This is a genomic window from Herbaspirillum sp. Her2 (assembly GCF_057961375.1).
Genome location: NZ_CM176331.1, coordinates 1,791,721 through 1,814,051 on the forward strand (window position 1 = coordinate 1,791,721; position 22,331 = coordinate 1,814,051).

19 protein-coding genes and 1 pseudogene are annotated in these 22,331 nt (G+C 61.3%); 9 read left to right on the top strand and 11 right to left on the bottom strand.

Annotation, left to right across the window (positions count from 1 at the left end; genetic code table 11):
• Positions 1 to 16: 16 nt before the first annotated feature.
• Positions 17 to 1,024: an alcohol dehydrogenase catalytic domain-containing protein gene (locus ACWHXP_RS08145; protein WP_489622860.1), complete on the bottom strand. Its 1,008-nt coding sequence runs from the start codon at positions 1,022 to 1,024 to the stop codon at positions 17 to 19.
• Entirely contained in the window at positions 1,017 to 1,514 is a 498-nt protein-coding gene (locus ACWHXP_RS08150; protein ID WP_489622859.1) for a lactoylglutathione lyase family protein, read from the bottom strand. The genes ACWHXP_RS08145 and ACWHXP_RS08150 overlap by 8 nt, the downstream gene beginning before the upstream one ends.
• A gap of 123 nt (positions 1,515 to 1,637) precedes the next feature.
• On the opposite strand from ACWHXP_RS08150, the gene ACWHXP_RS08155 reads away from it, so the two are divergent.
• Positions 1,638 to 2,546: a LysR family transcriptional regulator gene (locus ACWHXP_RS08155; protein WP_121045402.1), complete on the top strand. Its 909-nt coding sequence runs from the start codon at positions 1,638 to 1,640 to the stop codon at positions 2,544 to 2,546.
• A gap of 290 nt (positions 2,547 to 2,836) precedes the next feature.
• Here ACWHXP_RS08155 and ACWHXP_RS08160 read toward each other — a convergent pair whose 3' ends face one another.
• The 4 genes from ACWHXP_RS08160 to ACWHXP_RS08175 all read right to left on the bottom strand — a co-directional run bounded on the left by ACWHXP_RS08160 (position 2,837) and on the right by ACWHXP_RS08175 (position 9,667).
• Complete coding sequence (locus ACWHXP_RS08160; RefSeq protein WP_489634051.1) at positions 2,837 to 4,939, bottom strand: TonB-dependent receptor; 2,103 nt, start codon at positions 4,937 to 4,939, stop codon at positions 2,837 to 2,839.
• Positions 4,940 to 5,035: 96 nt separating this feature from the next.
• Positions 5,036 to 6,265, bottom strand: a complete 1,230-nt coding sequence (locus tag ACWHXP_RS08165; protein ID WP_209535904.1) for an MFS transporter — start codon at positions 6,263 to 6,265, stop codon at positions 5,036 to 5,038.
• Positions 6,262 to 8,121, bottom strand: coding sequence for an IucA/IucC family protein (locus ACWHXP_RS08170; RefSeq protein ID WP_489634050.1), 1,860 nt, complete (start codon positions 8,119 to 8,121; stop codon positions 6,262 to 6,264). Before ACWHXP_RS08170 ends, ACWHXP_RS08165 begins: the two co-directional genes overlap by 4 nt.
• Before the next feature lie 307 nt (positions 8,122 to 8,428).
• Positions 8,429 to 9,667 carry a sigma-54 interaction domain-containing protein gene (locus tag ACWHXP_RS08175; RefSeq protein WP_489635864.1) on the bottom strand — a complete coding sequence of 413 codons (1,239 nt, stop codon included), beginning with the start codon at positions 9,665 to 9,667 and terminating at the stop codon, positions 8,429 to 8,431.
• Between the two features lie 373 nt (positions 9,668 to 10,040).
• On the opposite strand from ACWHXP_RS08175, the gene ACWHXP_RS08180 reads away from it, so the two are divergent.
• The 8 genes from ACWHXP_RS08180 (at position 10,041) to cydX (ending at position 17,010) form a co-directional block, all read left to right on the top strand.
• Complete coding sequence (locus tag ACWHXP_RS08180) at positions 10,041 to 10,916, top strand: MBL fold metallo-hydrolase (protein ID WP_489634049.1); 876 nt, start codon at positions 10,041 to 10,043, stop codon at positions 10,914 to 10,916.
• Between the two features lie 22 nt (positions 10,917 to 10,938).
• On the top strand, positions 10,939 to 11,133 hold the full coding sequence (locus ACWHXP_RS08185; protein WP_034337443.1) for a YgaP family membrane protein: 195 nt from the start codon (positions 10,939 to 10,941) through the stop codon (positions 11,131 to 11,133).
• A gap of 68 nt (positions 11,134 to 11,201) precedes the next feature.
• A complete protein-coding gene (locus tag ACWHXP_RS08190; RefSeq protein WP_489634048.1) occupies positions 11,202 to 12,869 on the top strand; it encodes a bifunctional protein tyrosine phosphatase family protein/NAD(P)/FAD-dependent oxidoreductase in 1,668 nt (555 codons plus the stop codon).
• Positions 12,870 to 12,879: 10 nt separating this feature from the next.
• Positions 12,880 to 13,674, top strand: coding sequence for a sulfite exporter TauE/SafE family protein (locus tag ACWHXP_RS08195; RefSeq protein ID WP_489634047.1), 795 nt, complete (start codon positions 12,880 to 12,882; stop codon positions 13,672 to 13,674).
• A 66-nt stretch (positions 13,675 to 13,740) separates the two neighbouring features.
• Positions 13,741 to 14,013, top strand: coding sequence for a cytochrome oxidase putative small subunit CydP (cydP, locus tag ACWHXP_RS08200; RefSeq protein WP_489634046.1), 273 nt, complete (start codon positions 13,741 to 13,743; stop codon positions 14,011 to 14,013).
• A gap of 3 nt (positions 14,014 to 14,016) precedes the next feature.
• Positions 14,017 to 15,639, top strand: coding sequence for a cytochrome ubiquinol oxidase subunit I (locus tag ACWHXP_RS08205; RefSeq protein WP_489634045.1), 1,623 nt, complete (start codon positions 14,017 to 14,019; stop codon positions 15,637 to 15,639).
• 27 nt (positions 15,640 to 15,666) lie between these two features.
• Positions 15,667 to 16,806, top strand: coding sequence for a cytochrome d ubiquinol oxidase subunit II (cydB, locus tag ACWHXP_RS08210; RefSeq protein ID WP_489634044.1), 1,140 nt, complete (start codon positions 15,667 to 15,669; stop codon positions 16,804 to 16,806).
• A gap of 36 nt (positions 16,807 to 16,842) precedes the next feature.
• On the top strand, positions 16,843 to 17,010 hold the full coding sequence (gene cydX / locus ACWHXP_RS08215) for a cytochrome bd-I oxidase subunit CydX (protein ID WP_034334022.1): 168 nt from the start codon (positions 16,843 to 16,845) through the stop codon (positions 17,008 to 17,010).
• A 310-nt stretch (positions 17,011 to 17,320) separates the two neighbouring features.
• Here cydX and ACWHXP_RS08220 read toward each other — a convergent pair whose 3' ends face one another.
• From ACWHXP_RS08220 to ACWHXP_RS08240, 5 genes and pseudogenes are all read right to left on the bottom strand, one after another.
• On the bottom strand, positions 17,321 to 17,989 hold the full coding sequence (locus ACWHXP_RS08220) for a methionine ABC transporter permease (RefSeq protein WP_489634043.1): 669 nt from the start codon (positions 17,987 to 17,989) through the stop codon (positions 17,321 to 17,323).
• Complete coding sequence (locus ACWHXP_RS08225; RefSeq protein WP_489634042.1) at positions 17,973 to 19,142, bottom strand: methionine ABC transporter ATP-binding protein; 1,170 nt, start codon at positions 19,140 to 19,142, stop codon at positions 17,973 to 17,975. The genes ACWHXP_RS08220 and ACWHXP_RS08225 overlap by 17 nt, the downstream gene beginning before the upstream one ends.
• Positions 19,143 to 19,173: 31 nt before the next feature.
• A pseudogene (locus ACWHXP_RS08230) lies at positions 19,174 to 19,990 on the bottom strand (MetQ/NlpA family ABC transporter substrate-binding protein).
• A gap of 150 nt (positions 19,991 to 20,140) precedes the next feature.
• Entirely contained in the window at positions 20,141 to 20,974 is an 834-nt protein-coding gene (locus ACWHXP_RS08235) for a MetQ/NlpA family ABC transporter substrate-binding protein (RefSeq protein WP_489634041.1), read from the bottom strand.
• Positions 20,975 to 21,195: 221 nt separating this feature from the next.
• Positions 21,196 to 22,257, bottom strand: coding sequence for a DNA-binding protein (locus tag ACWHXP_RS08240; RefSeq protein WP_489634040.1), 1,062 nt, complete (start codon positions 22,255 to 22,257; stop codon positions 21,196 to 21,198).
• Positions 22,258 to 22,331 lie beyond the last annotated feature (74 nt).

Genomic DNA, 22,331 nt, shown 5'->3' on the forward strand with positions numbered 1-22,331 from the left:
AAGGCCGTAGCGGCGTTCATGAACTGACGTGGACCAGCGACTTGCCGGTGAAATTGCGCTGCTTGAGTCCTTCGAGCGATTTAGGCAGCTGATCGAAGTCATGCAGCAGATGCTGCTCGGCTTGCAAGTCCCTCCGGGCGAGATCCTGCAACATCTGCTGGCCAGCGCCGGTGAGCGTATTCCAGTCGGCATCGCTGCCATGCACGTGCAAGGCACCCAGCGCCACTTCATGTAGCGACAGCGCGCGGCCGAATGGCGCGCAAGGCCAGTGTTCAAGGCGACCCTGTATGCAGACCAGATGGCCATTGGCATCCAGGGCGGAGGCGAGCAGGGCGGCATGCTGTGCACCGATGCAATCGATGATGGCCGTGACGTGCAGGTCATTGATCAATGCACCATGAGTCGGCGACAGGGGGCCATCGAGGCAGTTGATCGCTCCCAGCGCATGCAGGCGCGGCCAATGACGCGCATGGGCCATGGCGGTTACCTGCCAGCCTTGACGGCACGCCAGCTGCACCAGATAGTGGCCAACCGATCCGCCGGCTCCGCTGATGAGCAACCTCCGGCCCGCAGGCGCAGGCAGCTTCTGCAGCGCCATCCAAGCCGTCAATGCAGGGCAGGGAAAGGCTGCTGCATCAGCAAAGCTCATTGCATGCGGAATACGCATGAGCGCACGCGCATCGACCACGGTGTACTCGGCAAAGCTGCCACCACGGCGCAGGTCCTGGTGATAGGCCACACGGCTGCCCAGCCAGTTGTACGGTACGTCCGGACCCAAGCGCATGACTTCTCCCGCACCGTCCACCCCGGGCACATGTCCGGGGGCCCAGGATGCGCCCATGCGGCCCAGTACTTTCCAGTCAACCGGGTTGAGACCGACGACGCGATTGCGCACCAGCACCTGGCCCGTCCCGACCTGCGGCAGCGGCTGCCGCTCGGGGCGCAAGGCCCGCGTGTCAAAACCTGCATACCAACCCCACGCGAGGTGGTCCGGTGGCAGTGGCGGCAAGGCGATCTCAGGCATAAGCCCCCGCCGAATAGGTCAGCTCGTAGCTGTGACTGTAGATCTCCAGAATATTGCCGAAAGGGTCTTCCATGTAGACCATGCGATAGGGTTTTTCGCCGGGAAAGTAATACCTGACGGGCATGCGCTGCTTGCCTCCGGCTGCCACGATCCGGGCGGCCAGCCCTTCGACATCCGGGTCCTGCACACAGAAATGGAAAACGCCGCTTTTCCAGTACTGGAAGTTGTCAGCCGGGCGTTCAGCGTTGCGGAACTCGAAGATTTCCACGCCGACACGGTCACCCGTGGAGAGATGGGCGATACGGAAAGAGCCCCAGCCGACGCCGAAGACATCGGTACACATCACGCCGATGGCGCTGTCATTTTCGCTGATCGTGGTGGGCGGCATGATGAGGTACCATCCCAGCACTTCGGTATAGAACTTGACGGCAGCATCCAGATCCGTGACTGAGAGGCCGATGTGAGAAAAATTCCGGGGATAGCGGGGCACGAGATTTCCTTTCCAGACTGAGGGCGCAGCGGGAGATTTGCGACGGACCAGAGGGTCGTAGTGTAGGACCTGCCCCGAATCATTAAAATGACGTGCAAATTATCAGTGCCATAAATTTTGCTTATGCTAAATCCGCAATGGCTGCGAACCTTTGCCACACTGGGCGAGGAGGGCAGCTTCACCCGTAGTGCCGATCGTCTGGGCCTCACGCAGGCGGCCGTGAGTCAGCACGTGCGTCAGTTGGAACTTGAGCTGGGGCCCTTGCTGATTCGCAGCCCGCGCCGCCTCGAGTTCACGCCAGCCGGCCTGCTGTTGCTGGAATACTGCCGTGAGGCTGATCATGCCGAGCGCCGTTTGCGTCAGCGTCTGGTAGAGGCGGACCATACGCCGGGCGAGGTTTCTCTCATCACCCCGGGCAGCATCGGACTATGCCTGTATCCGCTACTGATGGATTTGCAGCAGCGCTGGCAGGGGCTGTCAGTGCGCCACCGCTTTGCTCCCGATACCGAAGTATTGCGTGAGGTACTGGAGAACCGCTATGAACTTGGGGTGTTGGCGCTGCGGCCCGATGATGCGCGTCTGAGTGTGACGCACTTCGCAGAAGAGCCGCTCGAACTGGTGGTACCCGCCGGCCGTCATGCAGATCAGTGGGATGATCTTGCACGACTGGGTTTCATCGATCATCCGGACGGGCAGGCCATGGCCACGCGTCTGCTCAGCCGTCGCTTCCCGGACGCACCTGGGGTGCGGCAGCTACCCTGCCATGGCTTCAGCAACCAGATTGGCCTGATCCTGGAACCAGTGAGCCGCGGGTTGGGCTTCACGGTGATCCCGCGCTTTGCGCGTCAGGCGTTCGCGCGACAGGATCAGTTGCAGGTCATCCAGAATGGCACCCAGGTGGTCGATAACCTGTGGCTGATCCATCGGGCGGAGTGGCCCTTGTCGCCGAGTGCGCGACGAGTGGTGGAGTTCCTCCGCGAGACCATGATGAATCTGGCGCTCCACCGCATCAACAATGGTCGTCCCGGCTGACTTCCTTGGCGGCAGCTGCGCCGGATCCAGCCAGTGCATTGCGCCTCGATACAGCATAACGACAGCATCAGATGGCCGGCCAATTCAAGCCACCCCGCTAAGGCTGAGGGTTGAATCCATTTCATGATGGCCGAGGGAATATATCCCGTACCGAGGCAGACTTCTCGAATCATCGGTAGTCCTGGAGATCCGGGCCAGGCCGGCCGCGACTTGCTCGCCTCCGCATCGGCTCTTGTCTGCAAGGGGACAGGATCCGATGCGGGCAAAGCACGCACGCGGCCGCTCCGCTATCAGAACCGGTAACGCGTACTCACCAGCAGGCTGCGCGGCTCGCCGGGCATGTTGTAATCGTTGGCGGCACTGTGGGCGGAGATGAAGTAGCGGCGATCCAGCAGATTCTTCAGTGACAGCGTGACGTCAAACTTCTCGGCTACATAACCTGCGCCAAGATTGATGACTGCATAGCCGGGCAATACCGTCAGGTTGTCAGAGGAAGCGAAACGCGCCGATTCGGCCCGCGCGCCCGCCGCCACCCAGTAGCCATCAGGCAGATCGCGCTTGAGCCACAGGTTGAAGGTGTGACGCGGCGTAAGGGACGACACGTTACCCTGGAAGGGCGTGCCAGCGGAGGTCAGCCCGCTGGATTGAACGATGAGCCCATTCATGTAGGCATAGCCGGCGATGAGATTCCAGTGCGGTGCAAGCTCGCCGCTGGCGGACAATTCCACACCGCGTGTGCGCTGTTGACCGACGTTGATGGCAAAGCCCGGCCGGTTCGGGTCGGCAACCTGGATGTTGTTCTGCGTCATCTCGAACAGCGCGGCCGTCAGGCTGGTCTTGTCGTTGAGCTCGTACTTGATGCCGACCTCCTTGCTCTCGGTCTTGGTCGGTTCCAGCTGGGCGCTGTTGCCGTAGAAGACGAAGGAGTCCGCCAGCGGCTGGAAGGAACGGCTGTAGCCGGCATACAGCGAGGTGCGCTCATCGGGCTGATAGACCAAGCCCACACGGGGCGACAGCGGGGTGTCGACGCGATTGAGGCTGGATCTGGCGACCTTGTCATCGCGGTCCTGGGACAGGCGCTCATAGCGCAGACCGGCCAGCAGTTTCCATTGCGGCGTCAGGCTGATCAGGTCCTGGACATAGGTGGCCAGCGTATTGATCCGGGTCTCCGCATTGATGTTCGGCACGGCGTTGGCCGCAATGGGCGACAAGTTGGCCAGCACCGGATTGAACAGGGAATAGGTCGCCGCATTGTTGCGCGTGACCTGCCAGTCAGTCTTGTTTTGCCAGCTGTATTCCACGCCATACAACAGCTCGTGGTGCATGCCCGCCAGTTGCAGTTTCTGGGTCAGTTCGTTTTGCCAGAACAAGCCACGCTCGGCACGCTGGCGATGGGCCTGGGCGATCGTCACCGTCGGATTGGCGGTCTGGGTGACCCGGCTGATGGTAGTGTAGTTGCGGTCGAGATCGAAATCGTAGGTGCGCAGCACCGAGCGCCAGGCCAGGCTTTCGCTGAACTTGTGGTCGAGGGTAAAGGTGGCGTCCTTCACCTCGGATTGCACGAAGGCCCTGTCGCGCCCGTTGGCCGCACCGTAATAGGTGGCAATGGGCACATCGGCGGGACGGCCCCGGTAACTGGGGATGCCCTGGTCGGCCAGTCGCCTGTCGTGCAGATAATTGAATTGCGCCGTGAAACTGGTCTGCGCATCCGGCTTGTAGGTCAGGGAAGGGGAGAGTGCCTGGCGTTCCAGGAAATACTGGTTGCGGAAACTGCTGGAGTCTTCCACCGCGCCGGTCAGGCGAAACAGCAGCGTGCCGTCGGCGCTGTTGCGGCCTACGTCGAATTCGGTGCGCTTCTGTCCTTCGCTGCCGACGGTGAGCCCGATCTCGCTGACCGGATCGTCGCTCGGTTTCTTGGTCACACGATTGACGATGCCGCCCGCCGAGCCGCGTCCGTACAGCACGGAGGCCGGACCCTTGAGCACTTCCACGCGTTCCACATTGGAGAGGTCGCGGAAATACAGCGCATCATCGCGCACGCCATCGATGAACTGATCGGTGATGGCGCTGAAGCCGCGGATGATGACCTGGTCGCGCTGGGCGTCGCCCAGACTGAAACTGAGACCGGCCACGTTCTGCAGGGCATCCTGCAGCGACAGGGCATTCTGATCGCGCATGACCTGCTTGGTGACGGTGTTGACGGTTTGCGGCACGTCGCGCAGCGGTACGTCGATCTTGGTGGCCGCCGAGGAGTTCTTGGGCCGGTAGCCGCTGTTGTCATCTGCGGTCGCCTTGACGGTCACTTCCGGCAGCGCATTGGTTTGGACTTGTTGCGCGTAGCTGTCGAAGGCCAGGGCCAGCAGGGCACTGAGGGCACACAGTTTGGTGTTCATAGCAATATTGTTTTACGTTGTGAATGGACGAACTTCTGTTGCAGAGGCTGGCGGAAGGCTGGCGGAGGGAAAGCTTGTGACGGCAAGGGAGGTGTTTCAGCTGGCGGCCTCGCGGGTGTCGGAACGTCGCTGCAAACCATGCAGGGCGGCGGCCACGATCAGATAGACGGCAGCGTTGGGCCAGAACACTTCACTGATCGGCAGCCAGCCCATGGCCAAGGCACCGGCAGCTGTTCCGAGCAGGGCACCGGCCTTGGCCGCGCTGTTGCCGGCGCCGAGTACCCAGCCTTGGCGGTGGCCATCGGCCTGGCGTGACAGCAGGGTGTAGAACACCGGCAGCAATGCGCCGAGGAACACGCCCCACAGCAAGCGTGCCGCGACAAACCATGCCGGCACATGACTCATGGACTGCAAGGCCAGCGTGGCAGCGCAGGCCAGCGTGATCCACTTGACCCGCTGCAGGACTTGCTCCGGTGCCAGTGCAGCGAAGGCGCGTGCCCAGAGCGGAGCCGCAATGCACAGGCCCAGTGCGGTAGCGCCATAGCAAAGGCCGGTGAAGCTGGCATTGGCATGCAGGACCTGATCGGCATACACCGCAAAGAAAGCCTGCGGCATGATCTTGCCCGCCTGCACCAGCAAGATGCCCAGCAACAAGCCTTGAAACGCCTGCAGTGCAGGGCGTTCTGCCGCCGTTGGAGCAACCGGCTTTGATGATGCGCGCTGTCGATCAGTCGGCGCGGCTGGCTTGACGAAGGGCAGGGCCACCGCAGCCAGCAGCGCGCACAGCACGCAGACCAGCGCGGTCGTCAGGTTGACGATCCAGAACCCCCAGAGGTCAAACAGGATGCCGCCCAGCCATGGGCCCAGGGCTGAGCCCATGGCGGTGGCTACTTGCAATCGTGCCATGAGTGAGCTGCGCTGCGCCGGGGTGGCCAGACCCGCACCATAGGCTTGCGCCGTAGCGATGAAGCCGCCCAGCGCGCCCTGGATCAGGCGTGCCAGCAGTACTACGGTGACGCTGTCGGTCCAGGCCGCCATCAGCTGGCTGACCGCCAGCGCCAGCAAGGCCCGCACCACCATCGGCTTGTGGCCGGTCTGGTCGCCCAAGCGGCCCCACCAGGGGGCAGTGAGCATGGTCATCAACAAGGGGCCGGCATAGACCGCCATGCTGACCCAGGCCAGCGTGGCAGCCGACATGGGAGCCAGCTCCCGCAAATGCAGAGGCCAGAAGGGGCCGCTCATTTCCATCGCGCCCATCGAGAGCAGCTGGATGGCCATCAGATAGCGCAACGCCACAGCCGGACTGCGGCCCATCAACACGCTCATGCTGCGCCCAGCAGGGGATTGGGCATGCGCAGGACGACGTCCTCGGAGGTGTCGCTCAGGCGCATGCGGACGAAGGACTTGGCCGGCCAGTCATCCTGCAGCAGTGCCCGATACTCGGTTTGCCAACGCTGCGGTTCGGTGTTTGGCTTGAGTTCCGCGAAGCAGGCTTCGAGACGCTCGCGCAGTACCGCCATGAATGCTGCTTCCGGCTTCTGATAGGCGCGTGAGAGCAGCAAGGCAAGTTCGATGATGTGGCACAGCATGAAGGCGTGCAGAAATTTGTCGCGCACGGAATCGTTGTCTTCGAACAGGGTGTGCTTGCTGCTGTAAGTTTCCAGCGCCAGTCTGCTGTGGCGCAAGGCGGGGGCATGGATGCGCAGGTCCCCAAAATCGCGCAACAGCATCTGCACGGGCCGAAGTTGGGCATCCACCATCACGAAGCTGTTCTGCTGATGGGCTTCAAAGGCGATGCCATAGCGCAGATAAGCTCCCAGCACTGCCGGCAAAGCGACGTCCAGATAGGCAGCAAAGAAGTGTTCGGCAGCATCGGCGTCGTCTCCCCACGCTGCGCTGACCAGATCGCAGACCAGCGGACGCCCGCTCAGAGGGGAATCTGCAAACAAGGTACCCACCGGTACCGGCATGCGCTCCTTGCAGCGTTGCGTCATGGGGTTGCTGCGGTAGAGCACGGCCAGGTGGCGGGAGACATCGTCATTGCCCTGCGGGGCGCGGTAATACAGGCCGACTTCTTCACCGAGGATGGCCAGCCGTCCGCCGAAACCGTCTTCCCTGGCGATGATGTCGCGCAGCAGCCTGGTCAGGCGCGGGCCCATCACGGCAGACTTGGGCGAGACGGTACGCTCGACGCTGGTCAGGCGCAGCGATACGGGCAATTTCATGTGCGGCTGTCTCGGCGAGCCTTCAGGGACCACGGTGCGGAAGGACATGGTCGGCCGGGCTGGCAGGCTCGCTTCGGGCAGCAGCAGGAGCTGGCGCTTTTCCAATGCCTGAGCGAAGCGTTCGGGGATGGCGCGATCCAGCTGGTAGGGATGCAAGGGCAGGGGGAGCCAGTGTGAAACGTCTTCACCTCGGTGCTGCAAGGCTGTTGTCCACGTTTCCCAGGCTTGCGGGTAGTGGGTAGCGAACCATTGCCGGTATTCGGCGTGGTCCTGGCCGCCGGTGATGCAGGCGACATCGACGTGCATTGCTGCCAGGGAGAGCGTGATCGTGGCTTCAAATTCGGGCGAGAGCGCCATGACCTCGGCGCTGCTCAGGCCGAGTTTGGTCTTGTAGTTGGGGTGCCAGGGATGGCCCAGCGTGCCCCATTGTTCCAGCAGCAGGCTCGGGTTGGGGTGCGCTGAACGGAATAATGCGGCGACAAAATTGGTCTGCTGATGCCTGAACTCGGCACGCAATCGAAGTCCCCAGTGTTGGCGGTAATTCAGGCAAAGGGCGTCATTTTCTGCGCTGTTGGAGAGCTCCATGATCAGCCGTTGCAGGCTGGCTTCGGAAATGTCCTCATGCGCCCGAGCCACCTTTGCCAACAACATGGACGAGCTCAGCAAGGCTTGCGGGACCGGGTTTCCGACACTGTAGTGTGCAATGGAACCGTGGAGCTGGCAGTTGTCCGCCACACCCAGGTGCAGGCCCTCGATGCGCAGCATGCTTTGTGCTTTCCACAAAGGCAGCCAGGCGTAGTGCCCATCGAAGATCAGGTGTTCCCGCTGCAGCAGCTTTTCGCGGAACAGCGCTTGCAGGGTGCGTTGCAGGCTGCGCTGCCGGGCTTGATGCCAGGCTCGGTTGAGATGGACATCTTGGGGTTCACCTAGGTCCTGAATGAGATTCAAAGTACGCATATTGTTGCCTCATGTAACAAAGTGTTTTTAAATTGTATCAAATGAGAATAGCTATTATTCGTATTTATTCGAGGGATATTTATTCGTATAATTTGTATTATGTAAAATATAGTTTGCAGATTGCCTGATTAAGGCAAGCTGCTGCATGGTCATTCGTTGAAGTAAAAGTGCATCGCGGTCGCCTTTCCCGTCGGGCCTACCGGATGAAAACCAAGCGCCAGCTTCGACGTTGGTCAGTGTTCAGCGAGCGCCTTCGGGGAAAAACCGATCCGTTCCGTGTACAGACTGAGAATTACCTTGCCCAGCGCTAATCAGATTCTGCCTCTTTCATACGTCTATATAACGTACGTTCGCTCATCCCCAAACTTGCTGCCAGCTCTTTGCGGCTTCCATTGAATTCGCGTGCTATCTGTACAAGATCATGTACTTGGGGGGCACGCTTGTCGATCCCAGGAGTTCGCGGCGGATTGAAACGATCCAATGCCAGATGCTCTTTCTTGATCATGCCATCGTCCGCAAACAGGCGCGCCCGCTCGATCACGTTGCGAAGTTCACGGATATTTCCGGGCCAGTCGTGCTGCAACAACTGCGCCATGGCTTCCGTAGAGATTTTCAGCGACTTGCCTTCTCCCCCTGCCCCCCTCTGAAGTAATGACTCGACCAGCAAAGGTATGTCATCGGGCCGCTCGCGCAATGGCGGAAGATGAATCGGGAAGGCACTGATGCGGTAGTAAAGATCCTGACGGAAATCGCCTCTGGCCACCATTTCCTCCAACGGCTTATGGGTGGCAGCCACGAGGCGAAATTCGGACTGCTGCGTATCCACTGCACCAACGCGTCGGAACGTGCCAGATTCAATCAACCTTAACAGCTTCACTTGCATCGCCAACGGCACGTCGCCGATTTCGTCCAGGAACAAGGTACCACCCTTGGCTGTTTCAACCAGGCCTGCCTTGCGAACATGGGCGCCGGTAAAGGCGCCCTTTTCGTATCCAAATAACTCGCTCTCGAACAGGGTCTCCGTCAATCCCGAGCAGTCCACCACCACGAACGGCCCATGCACCCGAGGACTGGCCTCATGCACTGCGCGCGCAAACAGTTCCTTGCCACTACCTGACTCTCCAAGCAGCAAAACCGGTAGATCCGACATCGCCACCCGCTGCAATTCGCCCAGGGCACGATTGAAGGCTGCAGACTTGCCAACCAGCCCCTGGCGACTGGCTTGTACCGAGGCATGACGCACAGTCTGCAGACGCTCGACGAATCCCACCACGCGATGCTGGTGATCGATGATGGGCCGCAGCTCAACATCCACATGTTCTGGTCCGCGCGGCGTGTGATGAATGTGCAGTACTCGATCCGGCCCCTTGGTGGCCAGTGCACGTTGCAAAGGACAATGTTCTCCTGCCTGATCGCAAGGAACCTGGTAATGGTGTGACATTGCATAGCACTTGTGGCCAATGGGCGCCCTGCCAGCTGTGGCGAACTGCCTCTTGTAGGCGGTATTGGCAGCCAGAATCTCGTACTCCGTATTCATCACGATCATCGGCGTGGGCTCATGGTCCAGATAGGAAATCAGGGCCTGTACCTGGAACGACTGCAAAACATCGGGTAGCGACTCCACGAAATCTCTCGCTTTCTTCAAGACAAATTCAGGCAAATGCCGCATCCAGGCGGTTCTGGCAAATGGACCTCAGCAGCAAGTCCATGCGGGAACCTCCCGCTGATCTGGGGCGGCGCACATGCGCTGCCAAGTGGCAGTATGACACTGCCACTTGGCAGTGTCACTGGCAGTCATTCGGACTGCATATGAAGTGCATTTGTAAAAATTTCCTTATAAATCAGTTGGTTGAAAAATTCCCACGATCTGGCACAAGTTTTGATATGAACAAAATATCTGACAATCAGAGGAGGACAACATGGACAACCTGCATATTGAAGGTCATTTCGACCCTGCCACCAGTACTGTGAGCTATCTGGTACTGGACCGCACAACCCGGCAATGCGCACTGCTGGACAGCGTGCTGGACTACGATCCCAAATCCGGCCGTACCTCCACCAGTAGCGCCGATCACCTGATCAGGCGCGTGCGGGAGCTCGAGGCTTCGGTGCAATGGATCCTGGAAACCCATGCCCATGCCGACCATCTGTCTGCGGCACCCTATCTCAAGCGCAAGCTGGGCGGACGTATCGCTATCGGTGAGCACATCCGACAGGTGCAAAACGTATTTGGGGCGCTTTTCAATGCCGGCAGTGAATTTGCTCACGATGGCAGCCAGTTCGATCACCTGTTCGCCGATGGTGAGCACTTCCGGATCGGCGCTCTGCAGGCGCGTGTCATGCATACCCCCGGCCATACGCCGGCCTGTATCACCTATGTCGTGGAGGAAGGTGATCAGATCGCCGCCTTCGTCGGCGACACCCTGTTCATGCCCGACTACGGGACCGCACGCTGCGATTTCCCCGGCGGGAACGCCCGCACGCTCTTCCATTCGATCAACAAGGTCCTGAGCCTGCCGCCGCATACCCGTATCTACCTGTGTCACGACTACCAGCCCAACGGCCGGCAGCTTCAGTTCGTCACCACCGTGGCTGAAGAGCGTAGCAATAACATCCATGTCCGCGATGGCATCAGCGAGGAGGAATTCGTGGCCATGCGCAGTGCCCGTGATGCCACCCTCGCCATGCCGGTACTGCTGCTACCGTCGGTGCAAGTCAACATGCGTGCGGGGCAGTTGCCACCGGCCGAAGCCAACGGCATGCGTTATCTGAAGATCCCGCTGGACGCAGTCTGATCACCAACCCTGAGGAGTCATCATGAAATGCAATGTAGGCGGTATCGACCGCATCTTGAGAATCGTCATTGGCGTCGTCCTGGTCATCCTTTCGGCGACCGGTACCGTAGGATGGTGGGGCTGGTTGGGCCTGATCGCAATAGGAACCGGCTTGTTCCGCTTCTGTCCGCTGTATCCGCTGCTGGGCATCAGCAGTTGCGCTACCCGGGATCGCTGATCCCCCTCCCCTTACTGGCCGACGCCGGGGCGTCGCCGCCAGGGGCACATCAATCAAGGAGACATTCCATGAACATCAAGCAACTGACGGCCAACTTGTCCGTCTCGGCCCAGGTCATGCCTGCCGATATGGCAGAGATCGCGGCGGCCGGCTTCAAATCCATCATCTGCAATCGTCCGGACGGGGAAGCCGGCGACCAACCCAGTTTCAGAGAGGTGGAACAACAAGCTCAGACTGCGGGCATCCAGGCGCACTATCTGCCGGTGATCCCTGGTCAGGTGGCCGATGCCCAGGCGGACGAATTCGACCATCTTCTCGAAGAGCTACCCAAGCCCGTGCTGGCCTATTGCCGTAGTGGCATGCGCAGTACCACGCTGTGGGGGCTCTCGCGCGCCGGCCGCATGTCCACGGGGGAGATATTGACCCGTGCCGAACAGGCGGGTTACGACCTGAGCGCACTGGTGCGCAGAATCAACCAGAGCAATGCCACCCCATTCGATGTGGCCGACTCGACGCACAAGGTAGTCATCGTGGGTGGTGGCGCGGCAGGGATCTCGGTGGCGTCGAGCCTGCTGGCGCGCCAGCCTGGACTGGATATCGCCATCATCGACCCGGCCGATGTCCATTATTACCAACCCGGCTGGACCCTGGTTGGCGGCGGTGTATTCAAGCCCGCGCAGACAGCCCGGGTGATGGGATCGCTCATCCCGCGCGGCGTACGCTGGATCAAATCGGCCGTGGCAGGTTTCGAGCCTGAGCGCAATGCGGTGCTGCTGGAAGGCTGCCGTGTGGTCAAGTACGAGCAGCTGGTGGTCTGTCCCGGCCTGAAACTGAACTGGGACGGCATCGAAGGCCTCACCGATACCCTGGGTCGCAACGGCGTGACGTCCAATTATCGTTATGATCTGGCGCCCTACACCTGGGAGTTGGTGGAGCGTTTCAAAGGAGGCGATGCCGTGTTCACCCAGCCGCCTATGCCCATCAAATGCGCTGGCGCCCCGCAAAAGGCCATGTATCTCTCTTGCGATGCGTGGCGGCACGCTGGCGTGCTCAAGAAATCGAATGTGCAGTTTCGCTCTGCTGGCGCCGTGCTCTTCGGCGTGGCCGAATACGTACCAGCCTTGATGGAGTATGTGCAGGCCTATGGCATCAATCTCAACTTCGGACAGACCCTGACCGCCATCGATGGTGGACGCAAGATCGCCACCTTTGCAGTCAGCTCCCCCGATGGCAGCTCCCAGAAAGTGGAAGTCCCCTTTGACATGATCCACGTGGTGCCGCCGCAGACCGCGCCAGACTTCATCCGCAGCAGCCCTCTGGCCGATCCGGCCGGGTGGATCGATGTCGATCAATCGACCTTGCAGCACAAGCGCTTTGCCAACATCTTCGGGCTGGGCGATGCGGCCAACTCGCCCAACGCCAAGACCGCCGCTGCGGCCCGCAAACAGGCGCCGGTGGTCGCCCACAATATGCTCCACAACCTGGGCCGGCAATCCGTTCAGGCCCGCTACAACGGCTATGGCTCCTGCCCCTTGACGGTGGAACGCGGCAAGATCGTTCTGGCTGAATTCAACTATGGCGGGAAGCTGGCGCCCAGCTTCCCGGCGTGGATGCTGGATGGCACACGTCCATCGCGCCTGGCCTGGCTGCTCAAGGAGCGCATTCTGCCGCCGCTGTACTGGGAAGGCATGCTCAAGGGACACGAGTGGCTGGCGCAACCCGAAATGGTCGGTTGAGGAGACAGAGATGAGCATGAGCCTGTTACTGGGTGCCTTGGTGGGCTGCATCATGGGGCTCACCGGTGCCGGTGGCGGTATCCTGGCCATTCCGCTGCTGGTGTTCGGCCTGCATCTGAGCGTGCCGCAGGCCGGTCCCATCAGCTTGCTGGCCGTTGGCATTGCTTCGGCGATGGGGGCGGTGATCGGTTTGCGGGCCGGCATCGTACGCTATCGCGCCGCCGCGCTGATCGCCGTTGTCGGCATTGTTCTCACCCCGCTGGGAACGTGGCTGGCCCATCAGCTCGATACCCGCTACCTGACGCTGCTGTTTGCCATTGTCATGGTGTGGGTGGCCATCAAGGGCATGCGTGATGCCCGGCGCGGCAGGACGGCCGCGGCTACCGTACCAGATGACTGCCCCTGCCTGCGCGACCAGAGCGGACGCTTCGTCTGGACACCACGTTGTGCCAGTCGCCTTGCCGTCATGGGTGGCTTGGCGGGTGTGCTTTCGGGGCTGCTCGGCGTGGGTGGCGGGTTCGTCATCGTACCGTCCTTGCAGCGGGTGACCGACCTGGCCATGCAGTCTGTCGTCTCAACTTCGCTGGCGGTGATCGCGTTGATTTCATTGGTCAGCGTCGGTACCAGCATGGTCAGTGGTCACTTCGATCTGGGTATTGGATTACCTTTTTCTGCGGGAGCGATGGCTGGTATGTTGCTTGGCGGGAAGCTTGCAGTACGCTGGCACCCAGCCCATCTGAAACTGGCATTTTCGATAGTTTGCATGGTAGTGTCTGCTGGCCTGATCATGAAGTCTATTTACTGATCATTGGGCGTCCATGCTTTCATTTCAAATCGGCTTTCCTACACACCCACATAAAAAATAGAGGTGATGATGAAGCATTTTTTGGGGCAAAAGTGTAATCCAGGGGGCACTTCCAGACGGCTGACAAGCATGCCGCTGGCGGCGGAAATCTCCATTCTGCTGATCGTCAAAGTGGCCCTCATTACTGGGCTGGCCAAGACCTTTTTCGCACATCCCGAAGCCAAGCACATGCAGATGCCGGTACAGCGGGTGGAGCAACGCATGCTCGCGCCAACTTCCGTATCGGCATCGTCGGCTGACATGCAACAGGCATCTAAAACAATTACCAAACCGGAGTAAGACATGGTTCCCATTGATGAAGTCGTCTCTTTGTCGCGGCTGCAGTTCGCCGTCACGGCGCTCTATCACTTCCTGTTCGTCCCCCTCACCCTGGGCTTGTCCTGGATCCTGGTCATCATGGAGTCGGTCTATGTCATGACCGGCAACCAGATCTACAAGGACATGACCCGCTTCTGGGGCAAGCTCTTCGGCATCAACTTCGCCATGGGCGTGGCCACCGGCATCACCCTGGAATTCCAGTTCGGCACCAACTGGTCCTATTACTCGCACTACGTGGGCGACATCTTCGGCACCCCGCTGGCCATCGAAGGCCTGATGGCCTTCTTCATGGAATCGACCTTCGTCGGCCTGTTCTTCTTCGGCTGGGACAAGCTCTCGCGCAAGCAGCACCTGATCGTCACCGTGCTGGTGGCGCTGGGCTCGAACCTGTCGGCGCTGTGGATCCTGATCGCCAACGGCTGGATGAACAATCCGGTGGGCGCCGAATTCAACTTCGAGACCATGCGTATGGAACTGGTCAGCATGACCGAGGTGATCTTCAACCCGGTGGCGCAGGTCAAGTTCGTACACACCGTGGCCGCCGGTTACGTGACGGCATCGATGTTCGTGCTGGGCGTCTCCGCCTGGTACTTGCTCAAGGCCCGCGACACCGCCTTCGCGCTGCGTTCCTTTGCGGTGGCAGCAGGTTTCGGCCTGGCCGCCACGCTCTCGGTGATCGTGCTGGGGGATGAATTGGGCTACACCGCCGGTGAAGTCAACAAGGTCAAGCTGGCCGCCATCGAAGCCGAGTGGGACACCCACCCTGCCCCCGCCGGTCTGACTCTCTTCGGCCTGCCCAATGACAAGGAAGAACGCACCGACTACGCCGTCAAGATTCCCTACGTGCTGGGCCTGATCGCAACCCGCTCGGCCGATACCCAGGTGCTGGGCATCAAGGATCTGAAGAAGGAGCATGAAGTCCGCATCCGCAACGGCATGCTGGCCTATGCCGCGCTGACCCGGCTGAAATCCGGCGACAAGTCGCCCGAGGCCCGCGTCGAGTTCGACAAGCTCAAGAAGGACCTGGGCTACGGCCTGCTGTTGAAGAAGTACACCAACAACGTGGTCGATGCCACGCCGGAGCAGATCAGCATGGCTGTGAACGACACCATCCCCAAGGTCGCGCCGCTGTTCTGGGCCTTCCGCGGCATGGTGGCGCTGGGCTTCCTATTCCTGTTCATCTTCGCCGCCTCGTTCTGGTTCCTGGCCAAGAAGCAGCTGGCGCCGCAGCGCTGGCTGCTGCGCCTGGCCGTGATCTCGATCCCGCTGCCCTGGATCGCCGCCGAGCTGGGCTGGATCGTGGCCGAATACGGTCGCCAGCCCTGGACCATCGCCGGCATCCTGCCGACCCACCTGTCGGCCTCCTCGCTGCAACCGGGCAGCCTGTACTTCAGCCTGGCCGGTTTCATCCTGTTCTACACCTTCCTGCTGGTGGTGGAGATGATCCTGATGGTCAAGTACGCCCGCCTGGGGCCGAGCAGCCTGCATACCGGCCAGTACTACTGGGAAACCAAGGGCAAGCAAAGCGGCCCCGACGATGTCCTGCCGCCGCCCCTGAATCCGTCGGCCAATGCCGGCAGCCACTAAGCCACCAGAAGAAATGAGGAAAGCAGAATGATCTTCGATTACGAAACACTCAAGCTGATCTGGTGGGCCTTCGTGGGCGTACTCATCATCGGCTTCGCCCTGACCGACGGCTTCGACTTCGGCGTGGGCATGATGCTGCCCTTCGCCGGCAAGAATGACACCGAGCGCCGCATCCTGATCAATTCCATCGGCCCCACCTGGGAGGGCAACCAGACCTGGTTCATCACCGCCGGCGGCGCCACCTTCGCAGCCTGGCCGCTGGTGTATGCGACGGCCTTCTCGGGCTTCTACATTGCCCTGATGGTCTTGCTGTTCTCGCTGTTCTTCCGTCCGGTGGGTTTCGACTACCGCAGCAAGGTGGCCGATCCACGCTGGCGCAATGCCTGGGACTGGGGCCTGTTCATCGGTGGCTTCGTGCCGCCACTGATCTGCGGCGTGGCCTTCGGCAACCTGCTCTTGGGCGTGCCCTTCCACTATGACGACACCATGCGCGTGGAATACACTGGCAGCTTCTTTGCCCTGTTGAATCCCTTCGGCTTGCTGGCTGGCCTCTTGTCGGTGGCCATGCTGCTGATGCACGGCGCGGCCTTCGCCTTCGTCAAGACCGAGGCTGCCGTGGGCGAGCGTTCGCGCAAGACCGTCATCGGTGCGGCGCTGGTGACGGTGCTGCTGTTCGTGGCTGGCGGCTTCTGGGTAGCCCAGATGCCGGGTTATCGCATCACCTCGATGCCGGACGCCAACAGCGCCTTCACTCCCCTGGCCAAGACGGTGGAAGTGGTCGCCGGTGCCTGGTTCGACAACTACGCCAAGTGGCCCGTGACCATGCTGTTCCCGGCGCTGGGCGTGGCCGGTGCGGTACTGGCGGCCTTGCTGGCGCTGGTGCGCAGTGCGCGCCTGGCCTTCATCGCCAGCGGGCTGTCGGTGACCGGCATCATCCTCACCGCCGGCATGTCGCTGTTCCCCTTCGTCATGCCCTCTTCGCTGGACGCCAAGAGCAGCCTGACCCTGTGGGATTCGGTCTCCAGCCACAAGACCCTGGGCCTGATGTTCTGGATGGTGCTGATCTTCCTGCCGCTCATCATCGTCTATACCGGCTGGGTCTATCGCGTGGTCAAGGGCAAGGTCACCGCCCGCGACATCCACGAGAACGAACACACGGCGTATTGATTACGCGCAATCGCAAACTGCAACGAGGAGAACATCATGTGGTATTTCGCCTGGATACTCGGTATCGGCCTGGCCCTGGCCTTCGGCATCATCAACGTCATGTGGCTGGAAGCCAACTATGCCTTCGGCCGCCGCAAGGCTGAAGAAACGCATGCGCGCTTCGTCGATGCGCGCAATCACGCCGAAAGCCGTCAGGGACGCTGAGCGGGTCTGATCTGAGGGAATTATTCAGATCAAAGAGATGGCATTATTTTCTTCTGGCCACTTTGCGGCACTCCCTGTCTGATTGGAAGGCCAGCAATTGCAGGCCTTCCGCACCGAATATGCGCGCCGCATGCAACAGGCTTACCCGCCCGGCGCGGACGGCAGCACGCTGCTGCCGTTCCAGCGCATGTTCATCGTGGCGAGCTTGCCAGTATGAACATGCGCTGCCATACAAAACAGCGGGCCCCTGCATGCAGGGGCCCGCGAAATCAACAGCAAGCCTCAGGACTTGGTCAGCGCTACAGTCCCATCAGCGTTCACGCAGCCAGCGCACGTAGCCGTCCCCGATACGCTGCACCACCGACACCAGCAAAATCAGCACCGCAATGACGATCACCATGACCTGCGTATCGAACCGCTGATAGCCATAGCGGATCGCCAGATCTCCCAAGCCGCCCGCGCCCACCGCACCGGCCATGGCCGAAGAGCTGATGAGGGCCACCAGCGTGATCGTGAAGCCCCCCACGATGCCGGGCAGAGCCTCGGGCAGATAGACATGCCGCACGATGTCCCATTTCTTGCAGCCCAGTGCCTGCGCTGCTTCGACCAGACCGGGATCAACCTCGCGCAAGCTCACCTCGACGATGCGCGCAAAGAAAGGCGTGGCGCTGATGGCCAGCGGCACGATGGCGGCCCAGACGCCGATGGTGGTGCCCGCCACCAGGCGCGTGAGCGGAATCAGCGCCACCAGCAGTACGATGAAGGGCGTGGCGCGAAAACCATTGATGATGCTGCCCAATACCCGGTGCACGCGCGGCGAGGCCAGGAAGCCGCCCGGCGCCGTCACGATCAGCAGCACCGCCAGCGGAATGCCCGCCACCAGCGCCAGTGTGCCCGAGATGCCGACCATCTGCAGCGTATCGACCAGCGCATTGCCGTAGCGCTCGATGGGAATGGAAAGACTAAGTTCGAGTGACATATCCCAACTCCTTGATGTGATGCGCAATCGCCGTGGGTCCCTGTGTCAGGGCCTGCCAGTCTGGTGATCCCGTGACGTCGGCCAAGGCGATGTAGAGCTGACCGTGGGTATGTCCCTGGATGCGCTCCACGCTGGCCTGCAGCAAGCGCGTCTTGCCGCCCAGCGCCTGCGCCACGCGCAACAGATCAGGCTCCAGGCCATCCCCGCCACGGTATTGCAATTGCAGAATGCGCTCATGCAGCCCGGACGGCGGCACGGTCTGCAGTTTGTCCAGCAGTTCCGGCGGCAGGCCTTGCTGCAGTGGCGCCAACAAAGCTTGCGTGGCTGGATGGGCGGGATTACCGAACACCTGCCACACCGGCCCCAGTTCAGCGATGCGTCCCTGTTCCAGCACCAGCACCTGGTCGGCGATCTCGCGAATGACGCTCATTTCATGCGTGATCAGGATCACCGTGATGCCCAGCTTGCGGTTGATGTCGCGCAGCAGTTGCAGGATGGCGTGAGTGGTTTCCGGGTCCAGCGCCGAGGTGGCCTCGTCGCAGAGCAGGATCTCGGGCCCGCTGGCCAGGGCGCGGGCAATGCCGACACGCTGCTTCTGGCCACCCGAGAGGCGGCGCGGATAGGTATCGGCCTTGTCCTGCAGACCGACCAGGGCCAGCAGTTCGCGCACCCTGCCCTCCACCTGCTGGCGCGGCACGCCGGCCACGCGCAGCGGCAAGGCGATGTTGTCAAAGACGGTCTTGGCCGAGAGCAGGTTGAAATGCTGGAAGATCATGCCGATGCGCCGGCGCAATTGCACCAGTTGCGCATCGTCGAGGGTCGCGATATCCACCCCATCGACTTCGATGCGCCCGCTGGTGGGCGTCTCCAGCCGGTTGATGGTGCGCAGCAGGCTGGATTTGCCGGCCCCGCTGCGGCCGATGATGCCGAAGATGCTGCCGGGCGCAATCTCCAGGTCGATGTCCTGCAAGGCCTGCACCGGGCCGGCCGATGAGAGGTAGGTCTTGCCGACCTGGCGCAAGGCCACCCTGCCCTTGGGACCGCTGCCGGGCCACGGGCCGCCAGGGGCCGAGGCCTGCGCGGCAGCATCATGCTCCGCCTCGGGACGGCTGGGAGCGGTCAAGGATTGTCTGGCCGTGATCGAGAGTTCCATGCGGTTTCCTTCCGGGACGGGTGCGGCGGTTTCAGGGCTTCTGCCAGGCCAGCGTGTAGAGACGCTTGTCGCTGTTGAAGGCACGATGGATGTCGGCCTTGACGGTCTCCGAGTTCTGGTAGATGCGGATGAATTTCTGGATCACCGGATCATTCACGCGGCTGGCCTTGGTGACGAACTGGATGGCGAAACGGGCATCCTCGATACCGGAATAGGCCAGGCCGCTGGAAGGATCGAAGGCCTTGGCCGCCACGATGAAGTGCGGATAGCCCTGAGCCAGGTCGACATCGGGCGTGATGCGCACCAGCTGCGGGCCTTCCACTTCCACGAAGTTCAGCTTCTTGGGGTTCTCGACGATGTCATTGAGACTGCCCAGGTAGCCGACGTTGGGCTTGAGCTTGATCCACACTCTGCAGCAACAGCAAGCCGCGCCCCTGGTTGACAGGATCGTTGGCGATGCCGACCTTGCCGCCCTGTGGCACTTGGGCGAAGGACTTGTGCTTGAGCGAATACAGGCCGACGTTGGCCAGGATGCCGGTACCGGCACTGGCCAGCTTGTAGCCGTTCTTCTGGATGGCATTGTCGAGGAAGGGCTGGTGCTGGAAATAGTTCAGGTCCAGGTCCCCTGCATCCACCGCCACATTGGGCGTGGTCCAGTCGGTGAATTCGACGACTTGCACGTCAATGCCCTGGTTCTTGGCTTCCTTGGCGGCCACTGCGATGGAGTCGCCATAGGCCCCAGGCACCACGCCGATGCGCAGCTTGTCGGCGGCGTGCGCCACACCGGCATGGGCAGAAAGGACAGTCAGGACGACCAGCAAATGACGGAAAAGACGGGAAGGCTGCATGCAGGGCTCCGAAAAAAAATGGGTTTTGGGAAAAAAAGTTCAGGTCGTGAATCAGCCGCTGGCAGCGTCGGCGCAACGGGAGGCCGCTGGAAGCGGGCTTGCGGCCGGCGAGGCACGAGATGATCACTCGCCAGCGACACAAAGCTTCATTCAGGGCTTTTGCCAGGGCAGGCTGTAAAGCCGTTTGTCGTGTGCATAGCGCTCATCGATCTTGGCCAGCACGGCGGGCGATTGCTGGTACAGCGTGATGAATTTGCGGATGCGCGGGTCAGCGGCATTGCTGGTGCGCGAGACGAAAACGATCGCGAAGCGCTGGTCGTCCACGGTCGAATATTGCAGGCCGCTTTTGGCGATCTCCGGCTTGCCGGCGGCAACCAGATGCGCCGGGTAACCCTGCGCCAGATCGACGTCATCCAGAGCGCGGACCAGTTGCGGACCTTCGATTTCCTTGAAATCCAGTTTCTTCGGGTTGCTGGCGATGTCAGCCAGGCTGGCCTTGGCGCCCACACCGGGCTTGAGTTTGATCAGTCCGGCGCGTTCCAGCAGCAGGAGTCCCCGGCCCTGGTTGACGGGATCGTTGGCCACGGCCACGGTGGCACCGTCCTTCAGTTGCGCCAGGCTCTTGATGCGGGTGGAAAACAGGCCGATGTTGGGCAGCACGCCATAACCGGCAATCGCAAAGGCGTAGCCACGTTCACGGATGGCGTTTTCCAGGAAGGCGGTGTGCTGGAAGTAATTCAGGTCGAGGTCGCCGGATTGCAGGGCGACATTAGGCGTGGTCCAGTCGGTCATCTCGACCACGCGTACCTCCAGTCCCTGCCGCTTGGCTTCTGCTGCGGCCACTTGGATGGAGTCGGCGATCACGCCGGGCGTCACGCCGATGGTCAGAGCTTGAGCGTGCGAAAACGCTGCGCTCAAGGCCAGGATGGCACCGGCCAGAGTCTGCGGAAACCGGAAGCGGCGAATGAAGTTCTTTGCGTGCATGACCTGATCGTGGAGTCGTTCAATGGAGGCAGCGGACACGGCCTCGAAAGCCGCCGCGAGCCCCGATTGTGGGCGATCAGATCATTTGGAGCTACAAAGTAAAACATGCTTGGATATCAGCTTTTTGCATGAGCCTTCATCGGCGAGCATGGCTGGCTGAATGGAAGTGCAGCACGGACGTGCAGCGAGCGCATGCACGGCACCACTGCCCTGCCCCGGTATCAGCCGGGGTCGGTGCCTGAGTCTTTTGGTACCGGTGGCGCTGCCTTTTTATCCTGTTGCACAGCGGAGTGGCCGCGCCACTCTTTGAGCAGCGCTTCGTGCGTTTCCAGTCGTGCGCGTACCGCCGCCAGCTCGCGCTCGCCCTGCTGCCATTGCCGGCGCCCGCTGGCGGCCTCTTCTTCGGCACTGATGACCCGGGCCTGCAGTTGCGTCAAGGCCTCGTTCCTGGCAGCCAGCTGCGCTTCGAGCACGCGCTTGGCGGAAGCCTGTTCCTGCAGCGCCTCCATTTGTTGTTCGCGACGCGTGGCCAGCGTGTGCTGTTCTGCCAGCGCCTGCCGCGCATGTGACAACTCGGCAATCAGGCGCACGCCTTCCTGATTGAGCCGGGTGACGTCCTCCTGGCGCACCACTGCATCCTGGCGCAACTGGCGCAATTCGGCTTGCAGGGTCTGGAGTTGTTGCTCGTGGCGTCGCTGGTCCTGGTCGCGCTGGTCCTTGGCGGCACTGCGGTAGTGCTCCAGGGCATCGCGGGCGTGCTGGTGCTTTTCTTCGAGCGACTGGCGGTGCTGTTCGTTTTCGGCCAGGCGTTCCTGCAAGGCAGCGAGCTTCACTTCCAGGGTGCGTGCCATGGCGGTTTGCTCCTGGCGTTCCTCGCGGGTTTTCTCATGGGCGGCGCGCTCGGCGATCAGGGCTTTTTGCGTCTGATCCAGACGCAGGCCCTGCTCGGCATGGGCGGCCTTCAGCAATGCCAATTCCTGCGCCAATCGGGCCGTTACCGTCTCCGTTTCCGCACGCACTGCCTTGACCTCTGCCCGGGCCTCCTCCTGCAACTGCACGGCGAGCCGCTCCACCAGGTCCTGCAGAGCCTCGCTGAGGCTGCGCGGGTGGCCCCGGCCGCCCTCCTCTTCTTCCAATTCCTTCAGGTATTTGTGGATTGTAGTCTTGGAGCCGGTATTGCCCAGTTCTACCCGCACAGCATCCACCGACGGATGCCGGCCCAATGCCAGCAAGGAATCGCGCGCTTTCTTCACTTCCGATTTGTAGAGGCCGGTACGTGCCATGGTCCAAATCCGTTATTTGATGATGAATTACATAATACGTGATTACATACTAATATTGAAGAATATTTATGCAG

Coding starts and splice junctions, on each gene's coding strand:
- ACWHXP_RS08145 (WP_489622860.1), bottom strand. CDS start 1,024: ATGCCTGAGATCGCCTTGCCGCCACTGCCACCGGACCACCTCGCGTGG.
- ACWHXP_RS08155 (WP_121045402.1), top strand. CDS start 1,638: ATGCTAAATCCGCAATGGCTGCGAACCTTTGCCACACTGGGCGAGGAG.
- ACWHXP_RS08160 (WP_489634051.1), bottom strand. CDS start 4,939: ATGAACACCAAACTGTGTGCCCTCAGTGCCCTGCTGGCCCTGGCCTTC.
- ACWHXP_RS08165 (WP_209535904.1), bottom strand. CDS start 6,265: ATGAGCGTGTTGATGGGCCGCAGTCCGGCTGTGGCGTTGCGCTATCTG.
- ACWHXP_RS08170 (WP_489634050.1), bottom strand. CDS start 8,121: ATGCGTACTTTGAATCTCATTCAGGACCTAGGTGAACCCCAAGATGTC.
- ACWHXP_RS08175 (WP_489635864.1), bottom strand. CDS start 9,667: ATGATCGTGATGAATACGGAGTACGAGATTCTGGCTGCCAATACCGCC.
- ACWHXP_RS08180 (WP_489634049.1), top strand. CDS start 10,041: ATGGACAACCTGCATATTGAAGGTCATTTCGACCCTGCCACCAGTACT.
- ACWHXP_RS08185 (WP_034337443.1), top strand. CDS start 10,939: ATGAAATGCAATGTAGGCGGTATCGACCGCATCTTGAGAATCGTCATT.
- ACWHXP_RS08190 (WP_489634048.1), top strand. CDS start 11,202: ATGAACATCAAGCAACTGACGGCCAACTTGTCCGTCTCGGCCCAGGTC.
- ACWHXP_RS08195 (WP_489634047.1), top strand. CDS start 12,880: ATGAGCATGAGCCTGTTACTGGGTGCCTTGGTGGGCTGCATCATGGGG.
- cydP (WP_489634046.1), top strand. CDS start 13,741: ATGATGAAGCATTTTTTGGGGCAAAAGTGTAATCCAGGGGGCACTTCC.
- ACWHXP_RS08205 (WP_489634045.1), top strand. CDS start 14,017: ATGGTTCCCATTGATGAAGTCGTCTCTTTGTCGCGGCTGCAGTTCGCC.
- cydB (WP_489634044.1), top strand. CDS start 15,667: ATGATCTTCGATTACGAAACACTCAAGCTGATCTGGTGGGCCTTCGTG.
- cydX (WP_034334022.1), top strand. CDS start 16,843: ATGTGGTATTTCGCCTGGATACTCGGTATCGGCCTGGCCCTGGCCTTC.
- ACWHXP_RS08220 (WP_489634043.1), bottom strand. CDS start 17,989: ATGTCACTCGAACTTAGTCTTTCCATTCCCATCGAGCGCTACGGCAAT.
- ACWHXP_RS08225 (WP_489634042.1), bottom strand. CDS start 19,142: ATGGAACTCTCGATCACGGCCAGACAATCCTTGACCGCTCCCAGCCGT.
- ACWHXP_RS08235 (WP_489634041.1), bottom strand. CDS start 20,974: ATGCACGCAAAGAACTTCATTCGCCGCTTCCGGTTTCCGCAGACTCTG.
- ACWHXP_RS08240 (WP_489634040.1), bottom strand. CDS start 22,257: ATGGCACGTACCGGCCTCTACAAATCGGAAGTGAAGAAAGCGCGCGAT.